Origin of the sequence: Klebsiella sp. 141251 (genome assembly GCF_050600725.1) — a bacterium.
GTDB lineage: Bacteria > Pseudomonadota > Gammaproteobacteria > Enterobacterales > Enterobacteriaceae > Klebsiella > Klebsiella aerogenes.
Genome location: NZ_JAQIRG010000001.1, coordinates 816,345 through 841,688, shown reverse-complemented (window position 1 = coordinate 841,688; position 25,344 = coordinate 816,345). Strand labels below are relative to the sequence as shown.

General features: G+C 58.1%; 25 protein-coding genes. 7 read left to right on the top strand and 18 right to left on the bottom strand.

What is annotated here, in order from left to right; genetic code table 11:
• Nucleotide 1 precedes the first annotated feature (1 nt).
• Together flgC and flgB are read right to left on the bottom strand one after the other, a co-directional pair.
• The gene (gene flgC, locus PGR09_RS03985) at nt 2-406 is read right to left on the bottom strand and encodes a flagellar basal body rod protein FlgC (RefSeq protein WP_015367329.1); all 405 of its coding nucleotides are present in this window, start codon (nt 404-406) and stop codon (nt 2-4) included.
• Nucleotides 407-411: 5 nt separating this feature from the next.
• The gene (gene flgB / locus PGR09_RS03980) at nt 412-825 is read right to left on the bottom strand and encodes a flagellar basal body rod protein FlgB (RefSeq protein ID WP_015367330.1); all 414 of its coding nucleotides are present in this window, start codon (nt 823-825) and stop codon (nt 412-414) included.
• A 159-nt stretch (nt 826-984) separates the two neighbouring features.
• On the opposite strand from flgB, the gene flgA reads away from it, so the two are divergent.
• The 3 genes from flgA (at nt 985) to PGR09_RS03965 (ending at nt 2,459) form a co-directional block, all read left to right on the top strand.
• Nucleotides 985-1,635, top strand: a complete 651-nt coding sequence (flgA, locus tag PGR09_RS03975) for a flagellar basal body P-ring formation chaperone FlgA (RefSeq protein ID WP_430915619.1) — start codon at nt 985-987, stop codon at nt 1,633-1,635.
• Nucleotides 1,636-1,698: 63 nt separating this feature from the next.
• Nucleotides 1,699-2,022, top strand: coding sequence for a flagellar biosynthesis anti-sigma factor FlgM (gene flgM, locus PGR09_RS03970; protein ID WP_045397841.1), 324 nt, complete (start codon nt 1,699-1,701; stop codon nt 2,020-2,022).
• A 2-nt stretch (nt 2,023-2,024) separates the two neighbouring features.
• The gene (locus tag PGR09_RS03965; protein ID WP_315712748.1) at nt 2,025-2,459 is read left to right on the top strand and encodes a flagella synthesis protein FlgN; all 435 of its coding nucleotides are present in this window, start codon (nt 2,025-2,027) and stop codon (nt 2,457-2,459) included.
• Between the two features lie 543 nt (nt 2,460-3,002).
• Here PGR09_RS03965 and PGR09_RS03960 read toward each other — a convergent pair.
• From PGR09_RS03960 to flhD, 15 genes are all read right to left on the bottom strand, one after another.
• Nucleotides 3,003-3,407, bottom strand: coding sequence for a flagellar protein FlhE (locus tag PGR09_RS03960; protein WP_045397788.1), 405 nt, complete (start codon nt 3,405-3,407; stop codon nt 3,003-3,005).
• Nucleotides 3,407-5,485 carry a flagellar biosynthesis protein FlhA gene (flhA, locus tag PGR09_RS03955; protein WP_380377108.1) on the bottom strand — a complete coding sequence of 693 codons (2,079 nt, stop codon included), beginning with the start codon at nt 5,483-5,485 and terminating at the stop codon, nt 3,407-3,409. Before flhA ends, PGR09_RS03960 begins: the two co-directional genes overlap by 1 nt.
• Nucleotides 5,478-6,629 carry a flagellar biosynthesis protein FlhB gene (gene flhB / locus PGR09_RS03950; RefSeq protein WP_430915804.1) on the bottom strand — a complete coding sequence of 384 codons (1,152 nt, stop codon included), beginning with the start codon at nt 6,627-6,629 and terminating at the stop codon, nt 5,478-5,480. The genes flhA and flhB overlap by 8 nt, the downstream gene beginning before the upstream one ends.
• Nucleotides 6,630-6,779: 150 nt before the next feature.
• Nucleotides 6,780-7,424: a protein phosphatase CheZ gene (gene cheZ, locus PGR09_RS03945; protein ID WP_430915803.1), complete on the bottom strand. Its 645-nt coding sequence runs from the start codon at nt 7,422-7,424 to the stop codon at nt 6,780-6,782.
• 10 nt (nt 7,425-7,434) lie between these two features.
• Nucleotides 7,435-7,824, bottom strand: a complete 390-nt coding sequence (gene cheY / locus PGR09_RS03940; RefSeq protein ID WP_430915802.1) for a chemotaxis response regulator CheY — start codon at nt 7,822-7,824, stop codon at nt 7,435-7,437.
• 70 nt (nt 7,825-7,894) lie between these two features.
• Nucleotides 7,895-8,944, bottom strand: a complete 1,050-nt coding sequence (locus tag PGR09_RS03935) for a protein-glutamate methylesterase/protein-glutamine glutaminase (RefSeq protein ID WP_045397782.1) — start codon at nt 8,942-8,944, stop codon at nt 7,895-7,897.
• On the bottom strand, nt 8,944-9,816 hold the full coding sequence (cheR, locus tag PGR09_RS03930) for a protein-glutamate O-methyltransferase CheR (protein ID WP_047043697.1): 873 nt from the start codon (nt 9,814-9,816) through the stop codon (nt 8,944-8,946). The genes PGR09_RS03935 and cheR overlap by 1 nt, the downstream gene beginning before the upstream one ends.
• Before the next feature lie 28 nt (nt 9,817-9,844).
• Nucleotides 9,845-11,455 carry a methyl-accepting chemotaxis protein gene (locus tag PGR09_RS03925; protein WP_049060369.1) on the bottom strand — a complete coding sequence of 537 codons (1,611 nt, stop codon included), beginning with the start codon at nt 11,453-11,455 and terminating at the stop codon, nt 9,845-9,847.
• Nucleotides 11,456-11,538: 83 nt separating this feature from the next.
• Nucleotides 11,539-13,209 carry a methyl-accepting chemotaxis protein gene (locus PGR09_RS03920; RefSeq protein ID WP_047065481.1) on the bottom strand — a complete coding sequence of 557 codons (1,671 nt, stop codon included), beginning with the start codon at nt 13,207-13,209 and terminating at the stop codon, nt 11,539-11,541.
• A 132-nt stretch (nt 13,210-13,341) separates the two neighbouring features.
• Nucleotides 13,342-13,842 carry a chemotaxis protein CheW gene (gene cheW / locus PGR09_RS03915; RefSeq protein ID WP_015367343.1) on the bottom strand — a complete coding sequence of 167 codons (501 nt, stop codon included), beginning with the start codon at nt 13,840-13,842 and terminating at the stop codon, nt 13,342-13,344.
• Nucleotides 13,843-13,875: 33 nt separating this feature from the next.
• Complete coding sequence (cheA, locus tag PGR09_RS03910) at nt 13,876-15,834, bottom strand: chemotaxis protein CheA (RefSeq protein ID WP_045397768.1); 1,959 nt, start codon at nt 15,832-15,834, stop codon at nt 13,876-13,878.
• The gene (motB, locus tag PGR09_RS03905) at nt 15,831-16,754 is read right to left on the bottom strand and encodes a flagellar motor protein MotB (RefSeq protein ID WP_042892855.1); all 924 of its coding nucleotides are present in this window, start codon (nt 16,752-16,754) and stop codon (nt 15,831-15,833) included. Before motB ends, cheA begins: the two co-directional genes overlap by 4 nt.
• Nucleotides 16,751-17,641: a flagellar motor stator protein MotA gene (gene motA / locus PGR09_RS03900; RefSeq protein WP_015704927.1), complete on the bottom strand. Its 891-nt coding sequence runs from the start codon at nt 17,639-17,641 to the stop codon at nt 16,751-16,753. The genes motB and motA overlap by 4 nt, the downstream gene beginning before the upstream one ends.
• Before the next feature lie 142 nt (nt 17,642-17,783).
• The gene (gene flhC / locus PGR09_RS03895) at nt 17,784-18,365 is read right to left on the bottom strand and encodes a flagellar transcriptional regulator FlhC (RefSeq protein ID WP_045397765.1); all 582 of its coding nucleotides are present in this window, start codon (nt 18,363-18,365) and stop codon (nt 17,784-17,786) included.
• Between the two features lie 2 nt (nt 18,366-18,367).
• Nucleotides 18,368-18,718 (bottom strand): flagellar transcriptional regulator FlhD, encoded by a 351-nt coding sequence (gene flhD, locus PGR09_RS03890; protein WP_015367348.1) that lies wholly within the window; start codon nt 18,716-18,718, stop codon nt 18,368-18,370.
• A 1,251-nt stretch (nt 18,719-19,969) separates the two neighbouring features.
• Here flhD and PGR09_RS03885 point away from each other — a divergent pair.
• The 4 genes from PGR09_RS03885 to PGR09_RS03870 all read left to right on the top strand — a co-directional run bounded on the left by PGR09_RS03885 (nt 19,970) and on the right by PGR09_RS03870 (nt 24,821).
• Nucleotides 19,970-20,893 (top strand): aminoimidazole riboside kinase, encoded by a 924-nt coding sequence (locus PGR09_RS03885; protein ID WP_430915801.1) that lies wholly within the window; start codon nt 19,970-19,972, stop codon nt 20,891-20,893.
• 114 nt (nt 20,894-21,007) lie between these two features.
• Complete coding sequence (locus PGR09_RS03880; RefSeq protein WP_045397759.1) at nt 21,008-22,378, top strand: sucrose-specific PTS transporter subunit IIBC; 1,371 nt, start codon at nt 21,008-21,010, stop codon at nt 22,376-22,378.
• A complete protein-coding gene (locus PGR09_RS03875) occupies nt 22,378-23,778 on the top strand; it encodes a sucrose-6-phosphate hydrolase (protein ID WP_315709877.1) in 1,401 nt (466 codons plus the stop codon). The genes PGR09_RS03880 and PGR09_RS03875 overlap by 1 nt, the downstream gene beginning before the upstream one ends.
• Nucleotides 23,779-23,807: 29 nt before the next feature.
• Nucleotides 23,808-24,821: a LacI family DNA-binding transcriptional regulator gene (locus tag PGR09_RS03870; RefSeq protein WP_045397754.1), complete on the top strand. Its 1,014-nt coding sequence runs from the start codon at nt 23,808-23,810 to the stop codon at nt 24,819-24,821.
• A gap of 51 nt (nt 24,822-24,872) precedes the next feature.
• Here PGR09_RS03870 and cynS read toward each other — a convergent pair whose 3' ends face one another.
• A complete protein-coding gene (cynS, locus tag PGR09_RS03865) occupies nt 24,873-25,343 on the bottom strand; it encodes a cyanase (RefSeq protein ID WP_045397751.1) in 471 nt (156 codons plus the stop codon).
• Between the last annotated feature and the right edge of the window lies 1 nt (nt 25,344).

Genomic DNA, 25,344 nt, shown 5'->3' with positions numbered 1-25,344 from the left:
GTTACTGACCCAGCGTCAGGGTTTTCATCATCATCGACTTAGTGGTGTTGAGCACTTCGACGTTGGCCTGATAGCTGCGGGAGGCGGAGATGGTGTTAACCATTTCGCTCACCACATCGACATTCGGCATCCGCACGTAGCCCTTAGCATCGGCCAGCGGATTACCCGGTTGATAAACCATCCGCGCGGGCGCCGGATCGTCAACCACCTGTGAGACGCGCACGCCGCCGGTCTGCTGCCCTGGCGCCGCGGCCACTTCGAACACCACCTGCTTCGCGCGATAGGGTTCGCCATCCGGGCCGGTGACGCTATCGGCGTTGGCCATATTGCTGGCGCTGACGTTCATCCGCTGCGACTGGGCCGAGAGCGCCGAGCCGGAGATATCAAAAATATTGAGTAAAGACATTCGCCTTATCCTTGTTGCAGCACCGACATCATCCCTTTGATCTGACCGTTGAGCAGCGTCAGGTCGGTCTGATATTTCAGGCTGTTGTCAGCGAAGTTGGTGCGTTCGCGATCCATGTCCACCGTGTTGCCGTCCATCGACGGCTGGTCCGGCACCCGAAACAGCAGATCCAGCTCCGGTGGCTGCATGGTTTGCGCCGGAATATGACGCGCCGCCGTCAGGTTCAGCGCCATGCCGTTGCCGTTTACCCGCCCCTGTTGCAGGACTTTATTCAGTTGGCTGGCGAAATCGATATCCCGCGCCTGATAGCCCGGCGTGTCTGCGTTGGCGATATTGGCGGCCAGTATTTCCTGGCGCTGGGCGCGCAGGTTCAGCGCCTCCTGGCCAAAACGCAGAGCAGCGTCCAGTTTGTCGAGCATGCTCCCTCCGCAAGGTTAGAATTTGGAGCCGACAGCATAAACGCCCCCTGCGCCAACCTATCGCGGGAATAGGGGCAAAATGGAGCGCTATTTATCTGTTTAGTCCCTCAGGGCAGCCGTTACACTTAACCCCTTTCCGGGTGGCGTGAGGGGAACGCGATGAAAAGTAAAATCCTGCTGGTCGGTCTGCTGTGCAGCCTGAACGCCCGCGCCGACACGCTGGCGACGCAAATCGAAAGCTTCATTAAAAGTAAATTCAACGATAATGCCGTGCAGGTGAAAGTGCTGGTGCGCACGCCGCCCGCCCAGTGGCCGCCGTGTGAATTACCGCAGCTGTCGCTGGCGCCCAATGCGCGAATCGGCGGCAATATCAGCGTTTCCGCCCGCTGCGGACAGGAGCGGCGGTTTATTCAGACCCAGGTGCAGGTATTTGGCCGTTATCTGACGGCGGCGCGCGGTATTAGCGGCGGAACGCCGCTGACCCCGGCGGATGTGGTGCTAAAATCAGGCAGGCTCGATACCCTGCCGCCGCGTACGCTGACCGACAGCAAGAAAGCGCTGGGCGCCGTGACGCTGCGTAATATCAGCCCAGGGCAACCGCTGACGCTGTCGATGCTGCGTCGCGCGTGGGTGATTAAAGCCGGTCAGCCGGTGCAGGTCATGGCCGAGGGCGACGGCTTTAGTATCAGCGGTTCCGGTAAGGCGATGAATAACGCGGCGGCCGAAGATAGCGTGCGCGTGCGCATGGTTTCCGGCAAAATCGTCAGCGGTATCGCCGGGGAGGATGGATCCATTCGTATTACGTTATAAAAAAGTAAAGGTTTGCCAGCCCCTGCCGATAACCCCATTAGAAACCCATTTTGGAGATGGACCATGAGTATCGATCGCACCCAGCGGTTACAGCCGGTTTCCACGGTGCAGCCGCGTGAAACCCCGGCCGACAACCCGCTTCAGCCGCGTAAGGCCGCCGTGGCGGAAACCGCCGTTAGCGCCACCAAAGTGAAACTGAGCGATGCGCAGGCGCGGCTGATGCAGCCAGGCACCCAGGATATTGATATGAACCGGGTTGAGGCCATCAAACAGGCGATTCGCAGCGGCGAACTGAAAATGGACGCGGGCAAAATCGCCGACGCCCTGCTGCAGGATGCGCACAACGATATCCAGCGCCTTGCCGGTAGCAAAACAGATAAGGCCTGATGATGGACAGATTACGCACTCTGCTGGATAAACTGGCGGAAACCCTGCGGACGCTGGATGACGTGCTGGCGCAAGAGCAACAGTTGCTATGTGCGGATGAACTGCCCGGCGTGGCGCTGCAGCGCATCACCGATAGCAAGAGCCAGCTGCTGGCGACGGTGGCCTGGCTTGAGCAACAGCGCCCGACGCTGGAAGCCAACCTTGCGCTACGCGCGCCTTACCCCGGCCATGAAAGCTTCGGCGAACGCTGGCGGCAGATCCAGCAGTTAAGCCAGAGCCTACGTGAAAAGAATCAGCATAACGGTCTGTTGCTCAATCAACAGATCGCCCATAACCAGCAGGCGCTGGCAATTCTTAGCCAGAATAATAAATCGCTGTACGGGCCGGATGGCCAGTCGCGCGCCGCGAGTCTGCTGGGCCGTAAAATCGGCGTCTGAACGCCTTTCTCTGTATTTTCCCCGCTGGTGACGATTACCCGTAGCGCCGTTTTTTGTCAGGTGGCGCTACGCTTACCTGACCTACGCCGGCATGTGATCTGTAAGCCCGCGCAAGCGTAGCGCCGCCGGGCAATAACCGCGGGTAACGACCCATTTTCGCGCCGGATGGCGGCTGCGCCTTATCCGGCCTACGGTCCGTGCTATTGTGAGCTTAAGATCTCTATCTTGTCCCCATGGCTACTGAAACTGCCGGTGTTGGTGGCCTCAAAATCGCTGAGACGTTCCCGGAAGGCCGGGGCAGCCCGCATGGATGCGGGCTGAGGGCCGTGTTTTGCACGGACGCTGCCTCGGCCCGTCCCGAAGCCTGACGGGATAAGTCGAAGGTACCACGAAGTGGCGATTTTGGCGGCCAGAGCCCGGGGGTACAGGGGGCGGCGGCGATTGGCCGCCCCCTGTGCGCTCCCTGCGCCAGGAGAGACATAACGCGGAAGACATTTCGGGAGCGCAATGTGCTCTGTATTAATACAAAACTTTTCCCCACAACTACTGATAATTAACGATAACCTGATTGGCAATCGCCCGCAGCGGCGGGTTTAACGGCCCGCGGGTCTGTACGGAATAGACAAAACGCAGCGGCCCTTCTGCCGCCTCGCCGGCCAACGCGTGGCTGGTGCCGCTGGCGCTGGTCAGCGGAATACAGCGATTCAGGCTACATAAATGCACCTGCAGCCCCGCCGGCTCCGCTGACAGCAGACGATAGCGCCAGCTAACGGTCTCGATGCGCGCATTGCCGCCAGGCAGCGTATTGGGCGGCAGCAGCGCGGCGGAGGAATCACTCATCCCGCCCTGTTCAAGAGTGACGCCGGGCCCTTCGGCAATCCATGAGCCCGACGCCGCGCCGGCGGCAACCGGCAATAAAAGGCACAATAAAGGAAGAAAGCGCGTCATCAGGCCGCTCCAATGGTTGAGGTCATGCGAATCTGGCGATCGTCGTTGATCTCCAGGTTGGAAAGCACCGCCATCTGCGGCAGGCTACGACGCAGGAAGCGCGCCAGCAGCGGGCGCAGCGCGTGGTTAACCAACAGCACCGGCGGCGCGCTAAGCATCTCCTGGCGCTGCAGCGCCTGCCGCGCCTGCTCCAGCAGGCGGTCGGCAAGGCCCGGTTCGAGACCGCCGCCGCCCTGCAGCGCCTGTAGCAGCAGTCGTTCCAGTTGGGTATCCAGGCCGATAACCTGAATTTCGCCATTGCCGGGGAACCACTGCTGGGCAATCGCCCGCCCCAGCGCCACGCGCACGACGGTGGTCAGCTCGTAGGGATCGCTTTGCGTCGGCGCATGCTCCGCCAGCGTCTCGATAATGGTACGCATATCGCGGATCGATACCCGCTCGGCCAGCAGATTCTGCAACACCTTATGCAACGTGGTCAGCGACACCACGCCCGGTACGAAATCTTCGGTCAGCTTCGGCATCTCCTGCGACACGCGATCGAGCAGTTGCTGCGTCTCCTGGCGGCCAAACAGCTCGCTGGCGAACTGGCCGATGAGATGGTTGAGATGGGTCGCCACCACCGTACTGGCCTCCACTACCGTATAGCCCTGGATTTGCGCCTGCTCGCGCAACGCGCTATCGATCCACACCGCCTCCAGGCCGAAGGCCGGATCGATGGTTTTATCCCCCGCCAGCTCGCCGATAGCGTTGCCGGGGTTAATCGCCAGCCAGCGCCCCGGCTGCGCTTCGCCGCTGCCGATTTCCACTCCTTTCATCAGAATGCGGTAGCGGGCGGGCGCCAGTTCAAGGTTATCGCGAATATGCACCACCGGCGGCAGATAGCCCATCTCCTGGGCGAATTTCTTGCGGATCCCGCGGATACGCCCAAGCAGCTCGCCATTTTGCTGAAAATCGACCATCGGGATCAGCCGGTAACCCACTTCCATACCCAGCGGATCTTCCAACTGGACATCGGCCCAGCTGGCTTCCGCGGCCTGGGTATTCTCCTGCACAATGGGTTCGTCGGCGGCTTTCGGCGCCTGTTTTTCGCGCCCGCGCAGCCACCAGGCCAGCCCGAGCAGCGCGGCGGTAAACAGCAGGAAGACCAGGTTCGGCATTCCCGGCACCAGCCCCAGCAGCCCAAGTACCGCGGCACACAGCAGCATGACCTTTGGGTTATTGAATAGCTGGCCGACCATCTGTTCGCCGACGTCCTGATCGGTCGCCACCCGGGTCACGATGACCCCGGCGGCGGTAGAGATCACCAGCGCCGGGATTTGCGCCACCAGCCCGTCGCCGATGGTCAGCAAGGTGTAGCTTTCCGCCGCCGCGCCCAGCTCCATACCGTGCTGCACCACGCCGACCAGCAGTCCGCCGACCACGTTAATCACCATAATCATTAGCCCGGCGATGGCGTCGCCGCGGACAAACTTGCTGGCGCCGTCCATCGAACCGTAGAAATCGGCTTCCTGCGTGACTTCAGCGCGACGTTTTTTCGCCTCGTCTTCGCCGATAAGCCCGGCGTTCATGTCGGCATCGATCGCCATCTGTTTACCCGGCATGCCGTCGAGCACGAAACGCGCCCCCACCTCGGCAATACGCCCGGCACCTTTGGTGATAACCATGAAGTTGATCAACACGAGGATAATAAACACCACGATACCGATGGCGAAATTACCGCCGACCAGGAAGTGGCCGAAGGCCTCCACGACCCGCCCCGCGGCGGCGGCCCCGGTATGCCCTTCCATCAAAATGATGCGCGTCGAGGCGACGTTGAGCGACAGGCGCAGCAGCGTCGAGAACAGCAGAATGGTCGGAAACGCGGCGAAGTCCAGCGTGCGCTGGGTAAACATCGCCACCAGCAGTACCATGATCGACAATGCGATGTTGAAGGTGAAAAGCAGGTCGAGAATAAACGCCGGCAGCGGCAGCACCATCATCGACAAAATCAGCAGGATCAAGATTGGGCCGGCCAGCACCTGCCATTGTGTATCTTTAATATTCCCCGGCAAACGCAGCAGGGAGGCCAAATTAGCCATCAGAGTCACTCTCTTTTGCAAAATCCAGTGCTTCCGGCACCGGTAAACGTTGAGGTTTTTTCGGGATCAGGCCGCCCTCGCGCCGCCAGCGGCGCAGTTGATAAACCCAGGCCAGCACTTCGGCGACCGCGGCATAGAGGGTGGCGGGAATATGCTGGCCAATCTCGCTATGGCGGTAGAGCGCGCGGGCCAGCGGCGGCGCTTCGAGCATCGGAATACGGTGTTGCGCCCCCAGTTCGCGAATGCGCAGCGCAATCTCCCCCGCCCCTTTAGCCAACACCTTCGGCGCGCTCATTTTTTTATCGTTGTACTGCAACGCCACAGCATAGTGGGTCGGGTTAGTGACTATCACATCCGCTTTCGGCAAATCGGCCATCATCCGCCGCTGGGCAATCGCCCGCTGCTGTTGACGGATCCGCCCTTTAACATGCGGGTCGCCTTCCTGATCTTTGAATTCGTCGCGGATATCCTGTTTGGTCATCTTCAGCTTTTTGAAGTGGCTCCACAGCTGATAAAAAACGTCAAACGCCACCATCGGCGTCAATCCGAGCACCACCAGAAATCCGCAATAGAGGATCATCTGCAGCGCATTGGCCAACGCGTCGAGCGGCTGTTGGGTCATCAGATGCAGCATCGCCGCCCAGTTGTGCCACAGGTACAGCCCGGTTACCCAACCGACCAGCGTGGCTTTGAGGATCCCTTTTAACAGCTCCGCCAGCACCTGGGTGGAGAACATGCGTTTCAGACCGGAAAGCGGATTCAGCCGTTTAAGATCGAATTTGAGCGACTTGGTGCTGAATAAAATGCCGCCAAGCAGCATCGGCGCGGCCAGCGCCACCAGCACCAGCCCGGCCATTACCGGCAGCAATGCCAGCACCGCCTGACGCAGCAGCATTCCCAGCTGGCGCAGCATTTGTTTGTCATTGCTGACCATTCCGTGGTCAAAGTGCAGGCCCTGCGTCAGCATCTCCGCCAGTTGGCGAGTGATATTGCTGCCGGACATCAGGATAATGGCGAGCCCGGCCACCAGCATCAGCACCGAGGTCAGCTCGCGCGATCGCGGGATCTGGCCCTCTTCACGCGCCTTCTCCAACCGGTGAGCGGTGGGGGCCTCGCTTTTTTCCAGATCGCTGTCTTCCGCCAAGCCTGCAGTTCCTGTGTCGGGAGGGTAAAGAATGGCGGTCAGCATGCCAAAAAATTGGCGAAGTCATTGGCGGAACAACGGCGAAAAAGAGGGGTTATTTCACGGATGAGGGAAAGGCGGCAGGGGCGCAGCAACTGCGCCCCGTCATATTCAGAAACCGAGACTATCGAGCAGATCGTCAACCTGCGCCTGGTTGGCGATAACGCCGACGCCGTTCTGGTCAAGCTGCGGGCCGTTAAGCAGGCTGTCGTTGGTCCGTTTCTCTTTCACCGGCGGCTCCGGCATGTTTTCCATCAGCACCATCAGCAGCTGCTTTTCAATTTCCTGCACCACGTCCATCATGCGCTTGATAACCTGACCGGTCAGGTCCTGGAAATCCTGCGCCATCATGATTTCCATCAGTTGGGCGTTGGTAAAGGATGTATGGCCCGGCACCTGATCCAGATACTCACGGGTGTCGGTCACCAGCGCGCGCACGTCATCCAGTTCGATCGGATTGGCGAACCACTCATCCCAGCGCGATTTTAGCGCGCTGGCGCCGGACTCCAGTTCGGCCTGGCGCGGCTGCGCCGCCTCCACGCAGCTCAACGCCCGTTCCGCCGCCTGCGCCGTCATGGTGACAACGTAATCAAGGCGGTCGCGGGCATCCGGGATCGCCTCGGCCGCCTGGGCAATCGCCTGATCGAGCCCCAGCTCGCGCATGCTGTCGCGCAGCATGCGGGTGAGCTGGCCGATACGGGAGATTATCTCTCCCGCGGTCGCTGCATCGCTGGCAGGCATTGGAATCTCTCTCATCGCCCTCTCCTTACATGCCCAATTTTTCGAAAATCTTGTTGAGCTTTTCTTCCAGCGTCGCCGCCGTAAAAGGTTTCACCACATAACCGCTGGCGCCTGCCTGCGCGGCGGCAATAATATTTTCTTTTTTCGCTTCCGCCGTCACCATTAGTACCGGCATCGCCGCCAGCGCGGCATCGGCACGAATGGTCTGCAGTAGCTCCAGACCGTCGACGTTGGGCATGTTCCAGTCGGAGACCACGAAATCAAAGCTGCTGGTCCGCAGCTTATTTAGCGCGTCCGCGCCATCTTCCGCCTCTTCGACGTTGTTGAAGCCGAGCTCTTTAAGCAAATTTCTGATGATACGACGCATGGTGGAAAAGTCGTCGACGACCAGAAAACGGAGATTCTTATCTGCCATTACTACCCCTGAACAGTGTCATTTTTAACTCACTTCACACCACGCCGCCGGGACTCCTGGCGGCGTGAATTTAAATTCGCAGCGCCTGGCCGCCGGCTATCTGCGCCAGCATGCGTTGGCTCATGCGCTCCAGTTCAACCACTTCGCTGACCCCGCCGCTGGCGATGGCCTCGCGCGGCATGCCGAACACCACGCAGCTCGCTTCGCTCTGCGCCAGGGTATAGGCCCCGGCGCGATGCATCTCCAGCATCCCCTGCGCGCCGTCGTTACCCATGCCGGTGAGGATCACCCCCACCGCATTGCGCCCGGCGTGGCGGGCCACCGAGCGAAACAGCACATCCACCGAGGGACGATGGCGATTCACCGCCGGGCCGTCGTGCAGCTTGACCTGATAGTTAGCGCCGCTACGCGCCAGTTCCAGATGGCGATCCCCAGGCGCGATATAGGCGTGTCCCGGCAGCACGCGTTCCCCCTCTTCCGCCTCTTTCACCGTGATTTGGCACAGCTTATTCAGCCGTTCGGCGAACGAGCGGGTAAATCCCGGCGGCATATGCTGGGTGATCAGCAGCGCCGGGCTGGTGGCCGGCAACGGTTGAAGCACCTGACGAATCGCTTCGGTGCCGCCGGTGGAAGCGCCAATGGCGATCAGCTTCTCGCTGCTCAGCAGCGGTCCGTGGCTTAAAATCGCCGGCGGCTGGCCATTGGCACGCTGCGGCAGCCGCGCCCGCGCTGCGGTGCGAATCTTTTCGCCTATCAGTTCGCTGTAGGCCAGCATGCCTTCGCGGATCCCGAGCTGCGGTTTGGTGACGAAATCCACCGCCCCCAGCTCCAGCGCGCGCAGGGTAATTTCCGAACCTTTACCGGTCAGCGACGAAACCATCACCACCGGCATCGGCCGCAGGCGCATCAGCTTTTCGAGGAAATCGAGGCCGTCCATGCGCGGCATTTCGACGTCCAGCGTCAGCACCTGTGGGTTAAATTTTTTGATCAGATCGCGTGCGACCAGCGGGTCCGGGGCCACCGCCACCATCTCCATATCGGCGTGGCCGTTGACGATCTCGGTCATCAGCTGGCGCATCAGGGCCGAATCATCAACACATAACACTCTGATTTTACTCATCACTTCTCCTTGGTCAGCCCATACACGGTCTGTCCACGCAGGTAGAAATCCCGGCTGATCTGGCTGAAATTCTCGGAGTGACCGGCAAACAGCAGCCCCCCCGGTTTAAGCAAGGGGACAAAGCGGCGCAGGATGCGCTCCTGCGTCGGCTTATCGAAATAGATCATCACGTTGCGGCAAAAAATCGCGTCGAACGGCCCCGGCAGCGCCCACTCTGGCGCCAGCAGATTCAGCGGCTGGAAGTTGACCCGCGCCGCCAGTTCCTGACGCACGCGCACCAGCCCCTGATGCGGCCCGGTGCCACGCAGAAAATAACGCTGCATCTGCCCGGCCGTCAGGGTACGCAGATCTTCATGGCGATAAATCCCCGCTTCGGCTTTCTCCAGCACCTGGGTATCAATGTCGCTGGCCCAGACCTGGCAACCGCTGGCGCGCTCCCCCAGCGCATCGCCGAGCGTGATGGCAATGGAGTAAGGTTCTTCGCCTGTCGAAGCGGCGGTACTCCACACGCTATAGCCGCCCGGACGCGAGCGCGCATGCTCCGCCAGAATCGGAAAGTGGTGCGCCTCGCGAAAAAAGGCCGTCAGGTTGGTGGTCAGCGCATTGATAAACGCCTGCCACTCGGCGCTGTGCGGGTCGCTTTCCAGCAGCGCCAGGTAGTCGCCGAAATCATGAATGCCCAGCAGACGTAAGCGGCGCACCAGCCGGTTGTACACCATCTCGCGCTTATGCGCCGCCAGCACGATCCCGGCGCGCTGATAGATAAGCTGGCTGATGCGGCGAAAATGCGCGTCGGAGAGCGGCAGACGCTGGGCCATCTGCGCCAGCGCCGAGCCGCTTTCGCGCGGCGCGGTTGATGTTGTCTGCTTCATGCCGGCTCACCGGCAAAAAACGAGCGGTTTATGCGGTTTGACAATCCAGGGTCTCCTTTACCGTGGATGAGGTTTCCGGCGCGACGAAGTTGTCATCCGCCAGACGGAATACCGCCACTGCATCGGCGAGGGTAATCGCCTGCTCTTCCAGCGCAGCGGCGGCGGAAGCGGATTCCACCACCAGGGCGGCGTTCTGTTGCGTGACCTGATCCATCTGGGTTACCGCCTGCGTCACCTGCTCAATGCCGCGGCTTTGCTCATCGGAGGCGGAGGCGATTTCGCCCATGATGTCGGTGACCCGGGTTACCGAGCGCACGATGTCCTGCATAGTGGCGCCGGAATTTTCCACCAGCACCGAGCCGTGTTTGACGCGGCTGACGGATTCGTCGATCAGCAGCTTAATTTCTTTTGCCGCCTGGGCGCTGCGGCTGGCCAGGTTACGCACCTCACCGGCTACCACCGCAAAGCCGCGCCCCTGCTCACCGGCGCGCGCCGCCTCCACCGCCGCGTTAAGCGCCAGAATATTGGTCTGGAAGGCGATGCCGTCGATGACGCTGGTAATCGCGCCGATTTTTTGCGAACTGTTGGCGATGTCGTGCATCGTGGTGACCACATCATCCGCCAGCTCGCCGCCTTTGGCCGCGGTTGAAGAAGCATCACGCGCCAGCTGCGATGCCTGGCGGGCGTTATCGGCATTCTGTTTTACCGTCGCCGTTAGCTGCTCCATACTGGCGGCGGTCTCTTCCAGCGAAGCCGCCTGCTGTTCGGTGCGCGAGGAGAGATCGTTGTTGCCTTCTGAAATCTCCTGCAGGCCGATAAGAATCGACTCCGCACCGTCGCGTACCGCGCCGACGGTACCAATCAGCGACTGTTGCATGCGCTGCAGGCTGGCAAATAGCTGGCTGATTTCGTTGCGCCCATAGACCGCAATCGGCGCCGAAAGATCGCCGCTGGCGATACGTTCAAAGTGGCCGCGAATAATATTCAGCGGCTGCACCAGCATGGTTCGCAGCCACCACATCGCGCTGAGGGTGACCACCAAGAGCATCAGCACCGCCCCGGCAACCAACCAGATCGACCAGCCGTAGGCCCGCTGGCTGGAGGCGCTGGCTTCATCGGTCGTCGCCTTCGCCAGCTGCAGATATTGCACAAAGTCGGCCTCGAAGCGGTCCTGTATTTTCTGCGTCGGCTGGTCCATAAAGGCCTGCAGGTTGCGATTTTCGAGGAACACGATCAGCTCGCGCAGCGCGCCGCGCAGATTCTCGTAGCTATCGCGCGTGGCATCGGCCAACTGCTGCTCCTGCTCATCCGCGCGAGGCGTGTCGAGGAACTGGTTAAAGTAGAGATCGGCTTTTTGCAGCGAGCTGCGGGCGCCGCCCATCAGCGCATCCACCTGCTCCTGCGGCACCTTCAGCGCCGCACGGGTACCGGCGCGGTTAAGGGTATTTCGCGCCTGCAGCAGCGATACCCAGCTCAGGCTAAGCGCATCGCGCTGCTGGCTACTGACGGTAATACGTTCAAGATTGTGGTTGTCGGCGCGCAGCGCGACGTAAGAGAGCCCGGTGCTGATCAGTTGCATGATGCAAAAGGAGATCAGCAGCAGGAAAAGACTGGTAGAGATACGGATTCGGTTAAACATAGCAATCTCCTTGGTAGCCGGTCTCGGCCGGCTTACAACGCAAGAGAGGCCGCCGCGTGTAGGGATGCGGCGGCCGGTACCCGTTAGAACGTCTCCCAGTTATCCTGGTAGTCGCTGGCGCTGGTTTTTTTATGCGTAGCGATGGCGGCAGGCGCGGTTTTATTGCTGACCGGCGCTTTATACTCTTCCTGCCCTTCCGACTTCAGACGGAAGACGGCAACCGACTGCGTCAGCAGGCTGGCCTGCTCTTCCAGCGCGGCGGCGGCGGAGGCCGACTCTTCCACCAGCGAGGCGTTCTGCTGGGTGACGCGATCCATTTCCGCTACCGCCTGGCCGACCTGGTCGATGCCGCGGCTCTGCTCATCGGAAGCAGAGGCGATTTCGCCCATGATGTCGGTCACGCGGGTGACCGCATTGACGATATCGCCCATGGTGTCGCCGGCGCTTTCCACCAGCACCGAGCCCATATCCACGCGGTTGACCGAGTCCTCGATCAGCGCTTTGATCTCTTTGGCCGCCTGGGCGCTGCGCTGCGCCAGGTTGCGGACTTCGCCCGCCACGACCGCGAAACCGCGGCCCTGTTCACCGGCGCGCGCCGCTTCTACCGCGGCGTTAAGCGCCAGGATGTTGGTCTGGAAGGCGATGCCGTCGATAACGCCGGTGATATCGGCAATTTTCTGCGAGCTGCTGGCGATGTCGTGCATGGTTTCCACCACGTTGGCCACCACTTTGCCGCCCTTCTGCGCGGTTTCGGAGGCGCTCAGCGCCAGCTGGCTGGCCTGACGCGCGTTTTCGGCGTTCTGTTTCACCGTCGCCGTCAGCTGTTCCATACTGGCGGCGGTCTCTTCCAGCGATGCCGCCTGCTGTTCGGTGCGCGATGAGAGATCGTTATTCCCGGCGGCGATTTCCGACGCGCCGCTATAGATGGCATCCGCCCCCTGACGCACGCCGCTCACCGTTTCGATAAGCTCGTTCTGCATGTGCTTGAGGCTGGCGGCCAGCACGCCGATTTCATTACGGCTGGTCACCGGGATAGGCTGGGTCAGGTCGCCGGACGCGATCCGTTTGATGTGTTCAATCATGCGGTTCAGCGGGCGCACCAGGATATGGTGGATACCCATCCACACGCCGACGATCGCCGCCAGCACCACGATGATGACCACAATTAAGGTCCAGATCGCCGAGCTATAAGAGCTGTTGCTACCGTCAACGGCGATTTGGTACAGCTTGCCGTTTTGCTGCAGATAGGCGTTATAAGTCTGCTCGAAATCGTCCTGGTATTTTTGCGTCGGCTGGTCGAAGAAGGCGTTGATTTTACCCTCGCCCAGCAGTTGGATAAGCTCCGACAACGCGCCGTACAGGATGCCATACTGCTGCTTAAGCTTTTCCGTCGCCTGCGGATCCTGACGCGGGTCCTGCGGGATTTTTTCATAGGCGGCATAGTTGCGCTCGGCGCGGGCCAGCTCTTCTTTCGCTTTCGCCAACAGCTCGTCGATAGTCGCGCCGCTGCCGATTTTGTTGGTATCCATCATGTAGCGGATCCCTGCGCGGTTCAGGGAGTTACGCGCCTGCAGCAGATCGACCCGGCTTTCACTTAGCAGCAACTGCTGCTGACGGATGGTTTGCAGGACGGTGAAGTTCTCTTTATCGCTTTTCAGCGACGAAAAAAACAGACCGCCTGAAATCAGCTGCAATGCGCCAAATAGCACCAGCACTAATAAGAGACTGGTGACGACCTTAATACGATTAAACATGTTTCCCCTTCCTGGAAGCCTGAACGGCCAGGCTTTACGTATGTGACTGAAAGGGTTATCGGCGTACGGGAGGGGAACTTTATGCCAGGCGGGGACTATTTTTACCGGGCGCGACCGGGCGCGCCCGATTGCTTAGTGGCTTTTGGCGACGTTATCGACCAGCGCCATCTCTTCGCTGCTGAGCAGCTTTTCGATATCCACAAGGATCAACATGCGTTCGCCGAGCGCGCCAAGACCGGTGAGATACTCGGTCGCCAGCGTCACCGCGAATTCCGGCGCCGGGCGGATCTGTTCAGCGGTGAGAGACAACACGTCGGAGACGCCGTCGACCACAATCCCCACCACCCGCTGGCCGAAGTTAAGCACGATAACCACCGTGTTTTCATCATAAGAGACGCCCTGCTGAGCGAATTTTACCCGCAGATCGATAATCGGCACGATCACCCCGCGCAGATTGGTGACGCCTTTGATGAAATCCGGGGTGTTGGCGATACGCGTCACCTGGTCATAGCCGCGGATCTCCTGCACTTTCAGAATATCGATGCCGTATTCTTCATTGCCGAGGGTAAAAATTAAAAACTCCTGACCTACCGTTTCGCCAGCCAGTTTGCTGACGGTTGCTAATCCTGCCATGGTCTGCACCTGTTAATTTTATGAGATGAGTCGTTACGCGGCCGCTGCGCTCAGCAGCTTTTCCCGGTTGAGCATTTGCAGCGCCGACACGTCGACGATCAGCGCCACGCTGCCGTCGCCGAGGATCGTCGCCGCGGAAATTCCCGGCACTTTGCGGTAATTGCTTTCCAGATTTTTCACCACTACCTGATGCTGGCCGATCAGCTGATCCACCAGCAGCGCATAGCGGCGGCCGGCGCTTTGCAGAATCACCACGATGCCCTGGGTGGCCTCGGTTTTCGCCCCGGCGACATCAAACACCCGGTAGAGCTCCACCAGCGGCAGATACTCGCCGCGGACCTGTAGCATCCGCTCGCCGCCGGCCATCGGATGCAGGTCTTCAGCCTGCGGCTGCAGCGATTCCATGACCGCATTGAGCGGCAGAATAAAGACCTCTTCATTGACCTTGACCGACATGCCGTCGAGGATGGCGAGCGTCAGCGGCAGCAAAATACGAATCGAGGTCCCTTTGCCCGCCCGGGAATGGATTTCAACGTGACCGCCCATCTCCTGGATATTCCGTTTCACGACGTCCATGCCGACGCCGCGGCCAGAGACGTCGGTCACCTGTTCCGCGGTCGAAAAGCCCGGCGCGAAAATGAGCATTCCGACCTCTTCATCACTCATGCTGTCGCTGACCGCCAGCCCCTGCGCCGCCGCTTTGGCGAGAATTTTTTCGCGATTAAGCCCGGCGCCGTCATCGATCACTTCGATGCAGATATTGCCGCCCTGATGTTCAGCGGAAAGAATCAGATTGCCCACCTCAGACTTACCTGCCGCCAGACGGGTTTGCGGATCTTCAATACCGTGGTCGAGGCTATTGCGCACCAGGTGGGTCAACGGGTCGATAATGCGCTCGATCAGGCTCTTATCAAGTTCGGTAGAGCTGCCCTGTAGCGTCAGTTCCACCTGCTTATTGAGCTTGCCGGCCAGGTCGCGCACCAGCCGCGGGTAGCGGCTGAATACATATTCCATCGGCATCATGCGAATCGACATCACCGATTCCTGCAGGTCGCGGGCATTACGTTCCAGCTGGCTCATGCTGTTGAGCAGATCGCCATGGGTTACCGGATCCAGATTGCCAGAGCGCTGCGCCAGCATTGACTGGGTGATCACCAGTTCGCCGACGAGGTTAATCAACTGGTCAACTTTCTCTACCGCCACGCGAATGCTGGTCGATTCGCTGGCCTTCGCTCTCGGCGCTTTGGGCGGCTCGACGGCAGCAGGCTGCGGCTGGGCGACAGGCGGCGGCACAACTTCGGCCGACGCCAATGGTTTAGCGGCAGTCGTTGGCGGCGTGGTAAAGCTGATTTGTTCCGGCTCAAGGACAAAACAGAGCACCGCGCAGATGTCTTCTTCGCTGGCGGTGGTCAGCAGGGTCACCTCAAGGCTATTGTCAGTTTGCAGCGGATCCTGTACCTCGCCGAGATTGCCAAGCTCTTCCAGCATCAGCGGAATTTCATTGGCTTTTAGCCCGGTTAAGCTTACTCGCATACCGCCGGCGACGGCCGTCGGCGCAGGCTGGGCCACGACGGGCGGCGCGGCTGGCGCGTCCTGCTGCTGTGCTTCCAGCGCCAGCTGCCGCAGCGCCTGGCAGATATAGTCAAAGCTCTCAGCGTCAGGCTGCTGCGAGGTTTTATAGGCGTCCAGTTGCTCCTGCATAATATCTTTGGTTTCCAGAAACAGATTGATAATTTCGGTGCTCAAGCGCATCTCTTCGCGCCGGGCGCCGTCGAGCAGGTTCTCCAGCAGATGGGTGGTTTCCTGCAATACGGAAAAGCCAAACGTCGCCGCGCCGCCTTTGATCGAGTGCGCCGCGCGAAAAATCGCGTTCAGCGGTTCGATATCGGGGGCCTGCGGATCCAGCTCCAGCAGGTGTTGCTCCATGTCTGCCAGCAGCTCGTCTGCTTCATCAAAAAAAGTCTGATAAAAAGCGCTAATATCCATGCTCATGGGGTCACCTCTGGGTGTGAATCACGGTTAACCGGCGCGGGCGCGACCAGCTTTGGCAGCGCATCCGGCTGGCTAATCTCCAGCGCATTGCTTTCGCCATTTTCATGCTCAATGCTCTGCTGGGTCTCTTTGTTAAGCACCAGTACGGTAATGCGGCGATTAATGGCATCATCAGCGCCGTGCTGTTTCAGGCTCATGGTCGCCGCCATACCGACCACCCGCAGCACCTTCCCTTCCGCCAGGCCGCCGGCAATCAGTTCGCGGCGCGAGGCGTTGGCGCGATCCGCCGACAGTTCCCAGTTACTGTAACCGCGTTCGCCGCTGGCATAGGGGATGTCATCGGTGTGGCCGGAGAGGCTTATCTTGTTCGGCAAATCATTGAGGATTGGCGCTATCGCCCGCAGGATATCGCGCATATAGCTTTCCACCTGGGCGCTACCGGTTTTAAACATCGGGCGATTCTGGCTATCGATAATCTGAATGCGCAGTCCTTCGTCCATCATGTTGATCAGCAGATGCGGACGTAGCGCCTTCAGACGCGGGTCTGACTCAATCAACTGATCGAGCTTGTCACGCAGTTTGTTAAGCCGTAGCTCTTCGGCGCGTTTATCCGCGGTATTGATCTGTTTGCTGACCAGCCCGACTTCACGGGTCGGGTCTTCGCCGCCGCCGGGGATCGGGCTGCTTTCCGAGCTGCTTTTATCTCCGCTGGTCAGCGCCACTTTCAGCGGCGTGCGAAAATATTCGGCAATCTGCGTCAGCTCCTGCGGGCTGGCGATCGCCAGCAGCCACATGACCAGGAAGAAAGCCATCATCGCCGTCATAAAATCGGCATAGGCAATCTTCCATGAACCGCCGTGATGGGCGGGCTGGTGCGATTTGCGTTTTCTGACCAGTACCACCGGGTGATTATGCTTCATGCTTCTTCGCTTTCCGTCGCCTGCGCGGCGGGCGCTTTCACCTGGCGCACGTGCTCTTCGAGCTCAACAAACGACGGGCGCTCGGTGGTATACAGCGTTTTGCGGCCGAATTCGACGGCGATTTGCGGCGCGTAGCCGTTGAGGCTGGAGAGCAATGTCACCTTGATGCACTGCATCATCTTGACCGTCTCGGCGCTTTTTTGCCGCAGCAGCGTCGACAGCGGCGAGATAAATCCATAGGCCAGCAGAATGCCGAGGAAAGTCCCCACCATCGCGTTGGCGATAAGCGCCCCGAGCTCTGCCGCCGGACGGTCCGCCGAGGCCAGCGCGTGCACCACCCCCATTACCGCCGCGACAATACCAAATGCCGGCAGAGAGTCGCCGACCATCGCCAGGCTGCCGGCGGGCACTTCGCTCTCCTGTTCGAAGGTTTCGATCTCTTCGTCCATCAGCGCTTCAATTTCAAAAGCATTCATGTTGCCGCTCACCATCAGGCGTAAATAATCGGTTATGAACTCCACCAGATGGTTATCGGCAAGGATGCGCGGATAATTAGCGAAAATTTCACTTTCCTGAGGATTATCGATATCGAATTCAAGCGACAGCATCCCCTGTTGACGGGATTTAGCGAGCAACAGGAACAGCAGCGCCATCAGATCCATATACAGCGCCTTGCTGTATTTGGAGCGACGTACCATTTTGGGCAACGCCCGCAGCGTGGATTTGATGGCCTTTCCGTTGTTGCCGACGATAAACGCGCCGATGCCGGCGCCGCCGATAATCAGAAATTCCGCCGGTTGGTACAGCGCGCCCAGGTGCCCCCCCACCAGTAAATAGCCGCCAAATACCGCTCCCAGGACCACGAGATAACCCAATATCACTAGCACACGCATACCTCAAATTAACAATGTGGATGGCAAGCGAGGCTAACGCGCCCTGGCGTAAACCAGGCGGGGAATGGGGGGCGGCATGCCGCCCCTGCGTATTACACGTCGAAAATGGATTGCCGTAAGTCGTCGGAACGGCGACCTACATGACGCGTTTAGCCTGCTCGTCCAGCAGTTGAGAGGTTATATCGGCCAGTTGCGGAGAAAGTTTACGTCTTTTTACGGCGCGTGACGGCGGTTGGCATAACGTGCAGACGAAATCGTGCTGCGGATGGTGCGCGTGGGTGATGAATGAGCCGCCGCAGCTATTGCAGGCAGAGAGCTGCAGCATACCGCTATCAACAAAGCGCACCAGCGTCCAGGCGCGGGTCAACGCCAGTAGCGGCGCTTCGCCCGCCTCTTGAGGACACTGTTCGAGGTACAGGCGATAGGCTTTGATCACCGCTTCCACTCCGCTGCATTTGCCGCTCTTCAGCAGGAACAAATAGGCGTTGTAGAACATCGACGAATGAATATTCTGCTCCCAGGTCATAAACCAATCGGTCGAGAACGGCAGCATCCCTTTCGGCGGCGGGCTTCCGCGCAGCTCTTTGTAGAGTTTAATTAAGCGCCCGCGGCTGAGCTGAGTTTCACTCTCCAGCATCTGCAGACGCGCGCCGAGAGATATCAGCTCCATGGCGAGCTGAATATCCTTCGCTTCCTGAACAATACTTTTCTCAGCCATTATCAAACACTTTTCTTCGCCGCAGCGCCTTCTTTGGCGCGGAGCTCTTGCAGCAGGTGACTGGAAAGCAGGATACCGGTATGGATCTGCTGGAGGTCATCAACGCGCGACTCTTTGGTCAATTGCTCGATAGTCTGATGGTCGCTGAAGCGCAGATTACACACCAGCTGATTAGTTTCAGCCAGTTTCACCATCTGCGGTAACGTCAGCTGCGCCAGGGTATCAACCATGGTTTCGTCAATTCCCAAACGAAACATTGCGGATACTTTTTCATCGTTGATCAGCCGCTGTGCTAAAAATAAATACGACAGGTTGAAGTCATAAATATGCTTAAGTAATTCGGAGGTACCCATAATCCCTATCCCGATAAGCCATGTTAGAAAACATACACGGGGCGTGATACTTAATCGCCCGTGACCTCAGTCATTTCCCCAAGACGGCAATTAAAACGCTCACTCGCGATAGCTAAAAATTCAGCTAATCGTCAAATTCGCCCCACTGTTAATAGTTTGTTACAGGTGCAAACTGGAGTGGAGGATGTAAAGAATTTGCTTCGAGAGAGTTGAATTGCCATGAAACTATTTTTAGAAATTCTATAAGAATATTCTTAAGGCGGCGCAACTCTACTCCCGAATCATTAGCACACACAATTAAGTATGGGGAAATTTTGAATATAATGAGATATAGATCACAAAAACAAAAAATAATACCGGTAACAACACCCCATTTCGATCACTTTATAACCAACATTCGATCATTTAACGATCACAAGTAAATGAATTATCTTAAAAAAAGTGTTATCAACCATTGCAATTAGTTTTTTCTGGCACATTTAGAACAAAAAAATAACATTATAAAAATTGAAGAATAAAAATCTGAACAAGCGTTAAATTCAACGTAAATCATTAGTTTTCACCGTAAAAAATAACCATGGTGTAATACAAGGATATTAGATCTACTACTCGGATGATAGTGACGGGAAGAGTATAAAAATCGAACAAAAACGACCTGAGTTAGCCTGTTTTTTCAGCTCAACCAATTGTACAAGATGCGTTCAATTCACCCTATATCGCGACGCCTGACGCTATTTTTCCGCCCCTACTCGTGGCTGAACGCCTCCAGATATGGATAAATTTTTTATAACATTTACGGCCTGACGTATTACCCCAAATAGGTATTTTTCCCGGGTTATTTTTCTAACATTCTTTTAACGAAACGGGCTTATTATCACGTTGTAATAATAAAAAATGAGAAGTAATTAACGGTGTCAAACCCTGGCATAAAGCCATCAGGAATATATTTTTTAGCCGCACCCTGACGGCAAGTTAATATTAATAAATAGATATATGAGGATTTTTCATCCGACAATAAGCGCTCTTTCAACCAGACCTCCCTCCCCCTTATTATTGGTAGGGAAAATGACAGTTCATTTGCCTATTTGTAGTAAAGGAAAAATAGCTAGCGCTAAGCGCGCAATATCGCGGCTGGATCACATTTTATCGTAGCCGATCGCATTTTCATCACTTCCGCGTTCCGTTGGGTTAGGGGTTATGTTTAAATTAGCTAAACCGGTTTAACAAAGTTTAGCAAGAAGGAATTTCAGTATGACAAGTAAAGTATGGGTACTCGGCGATGCGGTCGTCGACCTGCTGCCTGAGGGTGATGGCCGCTTATTACAATGTCCGGGCGGCGCACCGGCTAACGTCGCGGTCGGCGTCGCGCGGCTTGGCGGCAATAGCGGGTTCATCGGTCGGGTTGGCGATGATCCTTTTGGCCGCTTTATGCGCCAGACGCTACGACAAGAGAGCGTGGATATCCGCCACCTTTCTTTAGACCCCGCACAGCGCACCTCAACCGTCGTGGTCGCGTTGGATGAACACGGCGAACGCACCTTTACCTTTATGGTCCGTCCGAGCGCCGATCTTTTTCTACAACCAGACGATCTCCCCCCTTTCGCGGCCGGCCAGTGGCTGCACGTCTGCTCTATCGCCCTCAGCGCCGAGCCCAGCCGCAGCAGCGCCTTTATGGCAATGGAACAGATTAAACGCGCCGGCGGTAGCGTCAGCTTCGACCCGAATATCCGCAGCGATCTGTGGCAGGATCCCCTGTTGTTACGGCGTTGTCTCGAACAGGCGCTGGCATTGGCTGACGTAGTGAAACTATCGGAAGAGGAACTGGCCTTTATTAGCGGTGGCGACGATATCGCCAGCGGTATTGCGCGATTCCGCGAGCGCTTTCAGCCAAAACTGCTGTTGGTCACGCAAGGAAAAGCCGGGGTGCAGGCGCTGTTCCAGCAACAGCATATTCACTTCCCGGCCCGTCCGGTGGTCAGCGTTGATACCACCGGAGCCGGTGATGCCTTTGTTGCCGGGCTACTCGCCAGCCTCGCCGCTCACGGCTTCCCTGACGATGTCGCCGCGCTGGAGCCGATCGTCGCGCTGGCGCAAACCTGCGGCGCGCTGGCGACCACCGCCAAAGGCGCGATGACCGCCTTACCGTACCAGGCCGATGTGAACCGCCAGTTTTAACGATGCAGGCAGGCAAAATAATTAAAACGTTTTAGCAAAATTAGCAAAGCGGCGGTTCGGGGATTCGGACATCCCCAATTGCCCATGATGATGACAGACTTTGTAGAGGGTACTATGGATTTTCAACAGATTTCTCGCACGCTGCTGCCGCTGCTTGGCGGCAAAGAAAATATCGCCAGCGCCGCGCATTGCGCCACCCGCTTGCGTCTGGTACTGGTCGATGACGCGCTCGCCGACCAGCAGGCCATCGGCAAAATTGAGGGGGTAAAAGGCTGCTTTCGCAACGCCGGCCAGATGCAAATCATCTTCGGTACCGGCGTGGTTAATAAAGTGTATGCCGCCTTTATTCAGGCCGCCGGTATTAGCGAGTCGAGCAAATCCGAAGCCGCAGATCTGGCGGCGAAAAAACTGAATCCGTTCCAGCGGATCGCCCGCCTGCTGTCGAACATCTTTGTGCCCATTATCCCGGCTATCGTCGCCTCCGGCCTGCTAATGGGACTACTGGGAATGGTGAAAACCTACGGCTGGGTCGATCCGGGCAACGCCATCTACCTGATCCTCGATATGTGTAGTTCGGCCGCTTTTATTATTCTGCCAATCCTGATCGGGTTTACCGCCGCGCGTGAATTCGGCGGCAACCCTTATCTTGGCGCAACCCTCGGCGGTATTCTTACCCACCCGGCGCTGACCAACGCCTGGGGAGTGGCTTCGGGCTTCCACACCATGAATTTCTTCGGCCTCGAAGTGGCGATGATCGGTTATCAGGGGACGGTGTTCCCGGTGCTGCTGGCGGTGTGGTTTATGAGCCTGCTTGAGAAGCAACTGCGACGCCTGATTCCCGACGCGCTGGATCTGATCCTCACCCCGTTCCTGACGGTTATTATCTCCGGTTTTATCGCCCTGTTGATAATCGGTCCGGCCGGTCGTGCCCTCGGCGACGGCATCTCCTTTATTCTCAGCACGCTCATTGCCCACGCCGGTTGGCTGGCGGGACTCCTGTTCGGTGGGCTGTATTCGGTGATTGTTATTACCGGTATTCACCACAGCTTCCATGCCATCGAAGCCGGGCTGCTCGGCAACCCGTCGATCGGCGTCAATTTCCTGCTGCCTATCTGGGCGATGGCTAATATTGCCCAGGGCGGCGCCTGTCTGGCAGTGTGGTTTAAAACCAAAGATGTAAAAGTGAAAGCCATTGCCCTCCCCTCAGCCTTTTCGGCGATGCTTGGCATCACCGAAGCGGCGATATTCGGCATCAACCTGCGCTTCGTTAAGCCATTTATCGCCGCATTGATTGGCGGCGCGGCGGGTGGCGCCTGGGTGGTCTCCATGCACGTCTATATGACCGCCGTCGGCCTGACGGCCATCCCCGGCATGGCTATCGTGCAGGCCAGTTCCCTGCTTAACTACATCATCGGGCTGGCTATTGCGTTTGTGGTCGCCTTTATCGTTTCGCTGACGCTCAAATACAAAACGGATGCTGAATAATGACGCAGCCTTCTTTGTTACCGGCGGTCCTGCAGGCCGTCATGAACCACCAGCCGCGCGCGCGGCGGGATGTCCACTATCCGCAGTGGCATCTGGCGCCGGTATGTGGGCTACTGAACGATCCAAACGGCTTTATCCACTTCAATGGCCGTTATCATCTGTTTTATCAGTGGAATCCCCTCGCCTGCGATCATCGTTATAAAGGCTGGGGACACTGGAGTTCACCGGATCTACTGCACTGGCGGCACGAACCGATTGCCCTGCTGCCAGACGAGGAGTACGACCGTAACGGCTGTTACTCCGGCAGTGCGGTAGATAACAACGGCGTCCTGACGCTGTGCTACACCGGTAATGTGAAATTTAACGATGGCAGCCGTACCGCCTGGCAGTGTCTGGCGACGCAAAATCCCGACGGTACTTTTCGCAAGCAGGGCCCCGTGCTGGCGCTGCCAGCCGGCTATAGCGGACACGTGCGCGACCCCAAAGTCTGGCGCGATGGCGATCGCTGGTTGATGGTGCTGGGCGCGCGCGATCTGGCCGACCGCGGTAAGGTACTGCTATTCAGCTCCGCTGATTTGATGCAGTGGAGCAGCCATGGCGAAATAGCAGGTAGCGGGCTTAACGGCCTGAACGATGGCGGTTATATGTGGGAATGCCCGGATCTGTTCCCACTCGGGGATCGGTATATATTACTAAGCTGCCCACAGGGGCTACCGCGAGAAGCCCAGCGCTTCCTGAACACCTATCCGGCGGTCTGGATGCACGGGCATTTCGACAATGCTGACGCGACTTTTAGCCACGGCGCGCTCGAAGAGCTGGATAGCGGCTTCGAATTCTATGCGCCGCAAACCACCCTGGCGGAAGATGGTCGGCGCCTATTGGTTGGCTGGATGGGCGTTCCCGACGGAGAAGAGATGCAGCAACCTACGCGGGCCCACGGCTGGATCCATCAGATGAGCTGCCTGCGGGAACTGAGGTGGTGCCACGGCACGCTATATCAAAATCCCGTACGCGAACTGGCGGCGCTGCGCGGCGAGGCGCAAGGCTGGCAGACCGAACCGCTGGCGCTGCAGCCGATGGAACTGGCCTTCGAGGTCATGCCAGGCGATGCGCTGAGGCTGGATTTCGCGGGTGCGCTGCAGCTTTCGCTGGACAGTCGCGGCGTACGCCTGGCCCGTCGAAGCCTGGTAGCTGATACTGTCGATTACCGTTACTGGCGCGGCTCGGCGCATAAACTGCAGATCCTCATCGATCGTTCCAGCGTCGAAATTTTTATTAATGATGGCGCCGGGGTGATGAGCAGCCGCTTCTTTGCCGATTATCCAGGAGAACTGGTATTCAGCGGCGCGACGCCGGGGGCATTCTGCTGCTGGCCGCTGCGGCCATGCATGGTAGAATAAGCGTTTTGCTTTCAGGCGCCTGGCTCGTGATGAAACCCAAACGCATTACCATAAAAGATATCGCCGAACTGGCTGGCGTCTCCAAAGCCACCGCCAGTCTGGTCTTGAACGGTCGCGGCAAAGAGCTGCGCGTGGCGCAGGAGACGCGCGAACGGGTGCTGGCTATCGCCCGCGAGCAGCACTACCAGCCGAGCATTCACGCCCGTTCACTGCGCGATAGCCGCAGCCATACCATTGGTCTGGTGGTACCCGAGATCACTAACTATGGTTTTGCCGTTTTTTCTCACGAGCTGGAAACCCTGTGCCGCGAAGCCGGCGTACAGCTCCTTATCTCTTGCACCGATGAGAATCCCGGTCAGGAGAGCATGGTGGTCAATAATATGATTGCCCGTCAGGTCGATGGCCTGATTGTCGCCTCTTGTATGCACAGCGACGCCGACTATCTGAAGCTCAGCGAACAGCTGCCGGTGGTGCTGTTCGATCGCAATCCAAACGATAGCGCCCTGCCGTTGGTGATGACCGACTCACTGGCGCCGACGGCGGAACTTATCGCCCGTATCGCCGGGCAACACCCGGATGAGTTCTGGTTTCTCGGCGGGCAGCCGCGGCTCTCGCCTTCGCGCGATCGGCTGGCCGGATTTAGTCAGGGATTAGCCCAGGCAGGCGTTGAGTTGCGCCCGGAGTGGATCATCAACGGCAACTATCACCCAAGCTCAGGCTATGAGATGTTTGCCGCGCTGTGCGCCCGCCTCGGGCGGCCGCCTAAGGCGCTGTTTACCGCCGCCTGCGGCTTGCTGGAAGGGGTACTACGCTATATGAGCCAGCATAACCTGCTGGATTCCGGGATCCATTTAGCCAGCTTCGATGACCACTATCTGTATGATTCGCTGTCGCTGCGCATCGACACCATCCAGCAGGACAACCGCCAGTTGGCCTGGCACTGCTACGATCTCATCAGTCAGTTGATCGATGGTAAAACGCCACAGCCGCTGCAGCGTTATCTGCCCGCCACATTGCAAATGCGTTATCAGCCCGCCAGATAATAACGGGCCCGGATCGTGGTTCAGGCCCGTGCTGTTAACGGTTAATTGTCATCAGAAAGGTTTCGTTGGCAGATATTTTCCATCGAAGGTGATCACCGCGCGATGTCCGCCTTCCGGATCGCTGACCTTTTTCACATCCAGCTTAAAATTAATCGCGCTGATGATCCCGTCGCCGAATTTTTCATGAATGAGCGCTTTCAGGGTGGTGTCGTAGACCTGCAGCATTTCATAGAAGCGATACATCGTCGGGTCCGTTGGTACGCGGTCTTCAATAGAACCTCTGACCGGGATGGTTTGCAGCAGCAAAATATCATCGTCGCTGAGCTCCAGTTTTGCGCCTACCATTTTCGCGACTTCGGCAGGCAGCGGATGCTGGCCCAATAGCGCGGCCGTCACGAAGGCTTCTGATAAACCGGTGCCTTCAACAAGCTGTGCAAAGGAGAGATCCTTTTTGGCTTTAATCAGCAAAATTTTATTCGCTAACTCCAGACGAACTTCGCGGCTAACTTGAGACTGAATCATG

Bases quoted from the DNA above. Each gene is read 5' to 3' on its own strand.
- PGR09_RS03870 (WP_045397754.1), top strand. From the start codon at position 23,808: ATGAAACCCAAACGCATTACCATAAAAGATATCGCCGAACTGGCTGGC.
- flgA (WP_430915619.1), top strand. From the start codon at position 985: ATGAAAAGTAAAATCCTGCTGGTCGGTCTGCTGTGCAGCCTGAACGCC.
- PGR09_RS03965 (WP_315712748.1), top strand. From the start codon at position 2,025: ATGGACAGATTACGCACTCTGCTGGATAAACTGGCGGAAACCCTGCGG.
- PGR09_RS03885 (WP_430915801.1), top strand. From the start codon at position 19,970: ATGACAAGTAAAGTATGGGTACTCGGCGATGCGGTCGTCGACCTGCTG.
- PGR09_RS03920 (WP_047065481.1), bottom strand. From the start codon at position 13,209: ATGTTTAATCGTATTAAGGTCGTCACCAGTCTCTTATTAGTGCTGGTG.
- cheW (WP_015367343.1), bottom strand. From the start codon at position 13,842: ATGGCAGGATTAGCAACCGTCAGCAAACTGGCTGGCGAAACGGTAGGT.
- PGR09_RS03880 (WP_045397759.1), top strand. From the start codon at position 21,008: ATGGATTTTCAACAGATTTCTCGCACGCTGCTGCCGCTGCTTGGCGGC.
- flgB (WP_015367330.1), bottom strand. From the start codon at position 825: ATGCTCGACAAACTGGACGCTGCTCTGCGTTTTGGCCAGGAGGCGCTG.
- cheA (WP_045397768.1), bottom strand. From the start codon at position 15,834: ATGAGCATGGATATTAGCGCTTTTTATCAGACTTTTTTTGATGAAGCA.
- flhD (WP_015367348.1), bottom strand. From the start codon at position 18,718: ATGGGTACCTCCGAATTACTTAAGCATATTTATGACTTCAACCTGTCG.
- motB (WP_042892855.1), bottom strand. From the start codon at position 16,754: ATGAAGCATAATCACCCGGTGGTACTGGTCAGAAAACGCAAATCGCAC.
- PGR09_RS03960 (WP_045397788.1), bottom strand. From the start codon at position 3,407: ATGACGCGCTTTCTTCCTTTATTGTGCCTTTTATTGCCGGTTGCCGCC.
- flhA (WP_380377108.1), bottom strand. From the start codon at position 5,485: ATGGCTAATTTGGCCTCCCTGCTGCGTTTGCCGGGGAATATTAAAGAT.
- flgM (WP_045397841.1), top strand. From the start codon at position 1,699: ATGAGTATCGATCGCACCCAGCGGTTACAGCCGGTTTCCACGGTGCAG.
- PGR09_RS03935 (WP_045397782.1), bottom strand. From the start codon at position 8,944: ATGAGTAAAATCAGAGTGTTATGTGTTGATGATTCGGCCCTGATGCGC.
- cheZ (WP_430915803.1), bottom strand. From the start codon at position 7,424: ATGAGAGAGATTCCAATGCCTGCCAGCGATGCAGCGACCGCGGGAGAG.
- PGR09_RS03925 (WP_049060369.1), bottom strand. From the start codon at position 11,455: ATGTTTAACCGAATCCGTATCTCTACCAGTCTTTTCCTGCTGCTGATC.
- cynS (WP_045397751.1), bottom strand. From the start codon at position 25,343: ATGATTCAGTCTCAAGTTAGCCGCGAAGTTCGTCTGGAGTTAGCGAAT.
- cheY (WP_430915802.1), bottom strand. From the start codon at position 7,824: ATGGCAGATAAGAATCTCCGTTTTCTGGTCGTCGACGACTTTTCCACC.
- flhC (WP_045397765.1), bottom strand. From the start codon at position 18,365: ATGGCTGAGAAAAGTATTGTTCAGGAAGCGAAGGATATTCAGCTCGCC.
- PGR09_RS03875 (WP_315709877.1), top strand. From the start codon at position 22,378: ATGACGCAGCCTTCTTTGTTACCGGCGGTCCTGCAGGCCGTCATGAAC.
- cheR (WP_047043697.1), bottom strand. From the start codon at position 9,816: ATGAAGCAGACAACATCAACCGCGCCGCGCGAAAGCGGCTCGGCGCTG.
- flgC (WP_015367329.1), bottom strand. From the start codon at position 406: ATGTCTTTACTCAATATTTTTGATATCTCCGGCTCGGCGCTCTCGGCC.